Genomic DNA, 4,102 nt, shown 5'->3' with positions numbered 1-4,102 from the left:
GTCGGCCTACGGCACAGGGCGCAGGGGGTGCCCCTTCCCAAGTCGATCGGGGTAGGGGCCCTGCTCTCGACTTGGGAGGGGGCACCCCCTGCGCCCGGTACCCCAGAACGAACGACCTACGTGACGGGACCCGTCCACTTCTCTCCCGGCCCCTTACCGATCGGGTCCTGGATCGTCGACGCCTCGCGGAACGCCAGCTGGAGCGAGCGCAGCCCGTCGCGCAGCGATCGCGCGTGCATGTCACTGATCTCGGGGGCGCCGGCGGTGATGAGACCGGCGAGGGCGTTGATGAGCTTGCGCGCCTCGTCGAGGTCGAGCTGGTGGGCGGGATCGTCGGCGAGGCCCGTCTTGACGGCGGCGGCGCTCATGAGGTGCACGGCAGCCGTCGTGATGACCTCGACCGCGGGGACGTCCGCGATGTCACGGGTGGCGGAGGATGCCGCGCGTTCCTGCTCTTCCCATCGCGCGAGACGTTCGTCTTCGGCTCCGTGGCGGTGCGCGGAGGGGTCTTCGGCGGGCTGGTCGGAGGGGATCGTGTCCACGTGAATCTCTCTGCTAGACTGTGGCGGGCTTCGGAGCTTTTCGCTCCGTACGAAAGAGGATCACATCCCACCCGCGCTTGCCGCTCCAGGCTACCGGGTTCCCGCACTCCGCTCCGTTTCGCACGGGGTCGCCTGGGTGCAGAAGCCGGTGCTGACAGCACTGTGCCGGGTGGCGTGTTTTCTCCTCTTCGCCCGCGATTCGATCGGATCGCGGCGGCCGTCATCCGCATACAAGAGGAGTTCCGCATCAGCGATCCCCGCACCAACGAGCGCATCCGAGTCCCGGAGGTCCGTCTCGTCGGACCCAACGGCGAGCAGGTCGGCATCGTCCGCATCGAAGCTGCGCTGCGCCTGGCCCAGGAAGCGGACCTCGACCTGGTCGAGGTTGCGCCGAGCTCGAAGCCGCCCGTGGTCAAGATCATGGATTACGGCAAGTTCAAGTACGAGGCCGCACAGAAGGCCAAGGAGACGCGTCGTAACCAGGCGAACACCGTCCTCAAAGAGGTCCGGTTCCGTCTGAAGATCGAGGCCCACGACTACATCACCAAGCTCAAGCGCGCCGAGGGCTTCCTCCAGGCGGGCGACAAGGTGAAGGCCATGATCCTGTTCCGCGGTCGCGAGCAGTCGCGTCCCGAGCAGGGTGTGCGTCTGCTCCGCAAGTTCGCCGAAGACGTCGCCGAGTTCGGCACCGTCGAGTCGAACCCCACGATCGACGGCCGCAACATGGTGATGGTGGTCGCGCCCCACAAGAACAAGTCCGAGGTCAAGACCGAGCAGAACGCGCAGCGCGCGGCGAACCGTGAGGCGGCGCGCAGCGCTGCCCGCGGCGACTCGGACTCGGAAGAAACGCCCACCTCGGCCCCCGCCGAGTAAAGCTCCCCAGACTCCCGCTCCGCCGGGAAGACCAACGAAGGAAGACAGATGCCGAAGCAGAAGACCCACTCGGGCGCCAAGAAGCGCTTCAAGCTCACCGGTAGCGGCAAGCTCATGAAGCAGCAGGCCGGCATGCGCCACAACCTCGAAGGCAAGGCCTCGAAGCGCACCCGCCGCCTGAACCAGGAGCAGGTCCTGGCCAAGGGCGACTCGAAGGTCGCCAAGAAGCTCCTCGGTCTCTGAGCGCCGACGCACGTTAGGAAGAAACAGAAATGGCTAGAGTCAAGCGGGCAGTAAACGCCCACAAGAAGCGTCGCGTCATCCTCGAGCGCGCGTCCGGTTACCGCGGTCAGCGTTCGCGCCTGTACCGCAAGGCCAAGGAGCAGGTCACCCACTCCCTGGTCTACGCGTACCGTGACCGTCGCAAGCGCAAGGGCGACTTCCGTCGTCTGTGGATCCAGCGCATCAACGCCGCATCCCGCCAGAACGGGCTCACCTACAACCGCTTCATCCAGGGCCTCGGGCTCGCGGGTGTGCAGGTCGACCGCCGTATGCTCGCTGAGCTCGCGGTGAACGAGCCCACCGTGTTCGCCTCGCTCGTGCAGACCGCCAAGGCGGCTCTGCCCAGCGACGTCAATGCGCCGAAGTCCGCGTAACCCGCGTCTTCTTCCCGGAACGGGCGTCCTCTTCGCGAGGGCGCCCGTTCCGTCGTTTCCGCACCCGGGCGCGTCCGCATCGCCATCGTGCTGCCGAGGGCTCGGCATCCCGTCGGCGTCCGCGCGGCATCCGGAGTGCCTATCGGGGGAGCCCTACACTGAGGGCGTGCTGGAGAACCCTCGTTCGCCGCGGGTGCGCGCCGTGGCCAAGCTGAGCAAGCGCGCCGCCCGTCAGGAGACCGGACTCTTCCTGCTCGAGGGTCCCCAGGCCGCGCGGGAGGCCCTCGCGTGGGCCCCCGAGACGGTCCTCGAGGTGTACGCCACCCCCACGGCCCTCGAGAAGCACGTCGATGTGCGCGAGGCCGCCGAGCAGGCCGGCGTCGACCTGCAGTACACGACCGAAGCGGTCCTGGATGCCATGGCCGACACCGTGACGCCGCAGGGCATCGTCGCGGTGGCGCGGCAGGCGCCGACGGCGCTGAAGGACGTGCTGGCGGCCGGCCCGCGGCTCATCGCGATCTGCGAAGAGGTCCGCGACCCGGGCAACCTCGGCACCATCATCCGCGCCGCCGACGCGGCGGGGGCGGATGCCGTCATCCTCACCGGACGCACCGTCGACCCCTACAACCCGAAGGTCGTCCGTTCGACGACGGGATCGCTGTTCCACCTCCCCGTAGCCGTCGATCTCGAGCTCGCCGACGTGGTGGAGCGCGTGCACGAGGCGGGTCTTCGCGTCGTCGCCGCCGACGTGGGGGGCGACGACTTCCTGGCGTCGCGCGAGGTCCTCGCCGAGCCGACCGCGTGGTTGTTCGGCAACGAGGCACGGGGCCTCGACGACGAAGCCCTCGCTCGTGCCGACCTGGCGTTGAGGCTGCCGATCTACGGCCGGGCCGAGTCGCTCAACCTCGCCACGGCGGCGAGTGTGTGCCTCTACGAGACGGCATTCGCCCAGCGGGCGCGCTGACGGCGGCTGTTACAGAACGGTTAAGGCGCGCGCCGGAAGGTGGTCGGCGGCGCGTCGCCCTCATAGTGTGGGGGCATGGCATCCGTTCCCCCGACGACCTCCGAGCCCTTGGTCGTCGTCTCCGACGTCCAGAAGCACTACGGGCAGTTCCAGGCGCTCAAAGACATCGACCTCACGGTCGACCGCGGCGAGGTCGTCGTGGTCATCGGCCCCTCGGGGTCGGGTAAGTCGACGCTCTGCCGCACGATCAACCGTCTCGAGACGATCACGAGCGGCACCATCACCATCGATGGCAAGGAGCTTCCCAAAGAGGGGAAGGGTCTGGCCGAGCTGCGCGCCGACGTCGGCATGGTGTTCCAGTCGTTCAATCTCTTCGCCCACCTGACGATCCTCGAGAACGTCACGCTCGGCCCGATCAAGGTCCGCAAGCTGAAGAAGGCGGATGCCGAGAAAGAGGCGCGTGCGCTCCTCGACCGCGTGGGCGTCGGACACCAGGCCGACAAGCTCCCCGCGCAGCTCTCGGGTGGTCAGCAGCAGCGCGTCGCGATCGCCCGCGCGCTGGCGATGAAGCCCAAGGTCATGCTCTTCGACGAGCCCACCTCGGCGCTCGACCCCGAGATGATCAACGAGGTGCTCGACGTCATGGTCGGCCTCGCCAAAGACGGAATGACCATGATCGTCGTCACGCACGAGATGGGCTTCGCCCGTAAGGCGGCGAACCGCGTCGTGTTCATGGCCGACGGGCAGATCGTCGAGCAGGCGGTGCCCGAGCAGTTCTTCACCAATCCGCAGTCCGACCGGGCGAAAGACTTCCTGTCGAAGCTCATCACCCACTGACGGCATCCATCATGACGGCGACGAACGAGGAGGTTCTTCGCCGAGGCGCGAGCGTCCCCACCCCCCGGGGGTGCCGCGCCGTCGCCCGAGACCCATATATCCGCACAGCACACGTAACCAAGGAGACATCACATGCGTAAGACACGTTTTCTCGCCGGCGCGAGCATCATCGCCGCCGGCCTGCTGGCTTTGACGGCCTGCAACAGCGGCACCCCCGGCGCGGCTCCCGG

6 protein-coding genes are annotated in these 4,102 nt (G+C 67.8%); 5 read left to right on the top strand and 1 reads right to left on the bottom strand.

The features are described 5' to 3' along the window. Window positions 1-116 precede the first annotated feature (116 nt). Window positions 117-542: a DUF1844 domain-containing protein gene (locus RWP81_RS14880; RefSeq protein ID WP_399540617.1), complete on the bottom strand. Its 426-nt coding sequence runs from the start codon at window positions 540-542 to the stop codon at window positions 117-119. Window positions 543-716: 174 nt separating this feature from the next. Here RWP81_RS14880 and infC point away from each other — a divergent pair, with 174 nt between their 5' ends. The 5 genes from infC to RWP81_RS14855 all read left to right on the top strand — a co-directional run bounded on the left by infC (window position 717) and on the right by RWP81_RS14855 (window position 3,872). Further along, complete coding sequence (gene infC / locus RWP81_RS14875; protein ID WP_314457389.1) at window positions 717-1,415, top strand: translation initiation factor IF-3; 699 nt, start codon at window positions 717-719, stop codon at window positions 1,413-1,415. A gap of 48 nt (window positions 1,416-1,463) precedes the next feature. After that, on the top strand, window positions 1,464-1,658 hold the full coding sequence (rpmI, locus tag RWP81_RS14870; RefSeq protein ID WP_013583375.1) for a 50S ribosomal protein L35: 195 nt from the start codon (window positions 1,464-1,466) through the stop codon (window positions 1,656-1,658). A gap of 29 nt (window positions 1,659-1,687) precedes the next feature. Continuing rightward, window positions 1,688-2,071, top strand: a complete 384-nt coding sequence (gene rplT, locus RWP81_RS14865) for a 50S ribosomal protein L20 (RefSeq protein ID WP_055957776.1) — start codon at window positions 1,688-1,690, stop codon at window positions 2,069-2,071. Window positions 2,072-2,237: 166 nt separating this feature from the next. Next, entirely contained in the window at window positions 2,238-3,035 is a 798-nt protein-coding gene (locus RWP81_RS14860; RefSeq protein ID WP_314457382.1) for an RNA methyltransferase, read from the top strand. A gap of 75 nt (window positions 3,036-3,110) precedes the next feature. Then, window positions 3,111-3,872, top strand: coding sequence for an amino acid ABC transporter ATP-binding protein (locus tag RWP81_RS14855; RefSeq protein ID WP_399540616.1), 762 nt, complete (start codon window positions 3,111-3,113; stop codon window positions 3,870-3,872). Window positions 3,873-4,102 lie beyond the last annotated feature (230 nt).

The organism is uncultured Microbacterium sp. (assembly GCF_963521695.1).
GTDB lineage: Bacteria > Actinomycetota > Actinomycetes > Actinomycetales > Microbacteriaceae > Microbacterium.
This window is presented reverse-complemented; position numbering and strand designations above follow the sequence as displayed.

What these genes read in the sequence shown, in the direction of transcription:
- RWP81_RS14855 (WP_399540616.1), top strand. Translation starts at nt 3,111, where the DNA reads ATGGCATCCGTTCCCCCGACGACCTCCGAGCCCTTGGTCGTCGTCTCC.
- rplT (WP_055957776.1), top strand. Translation starts at nt 1,688, where the DNA reads ATGGCTAGAGTCAAGCGGGCAGTAAACGCCCACAAGAAGCGTCGCGTC.
- rpmI (WP_013583375.1), top strand. Translation starts at nt 1,464, where the DNA reads ATGCCGAAGCAGAAGACCCACTCGGGCGCCAAGAAGCGCTTCAAGCTC.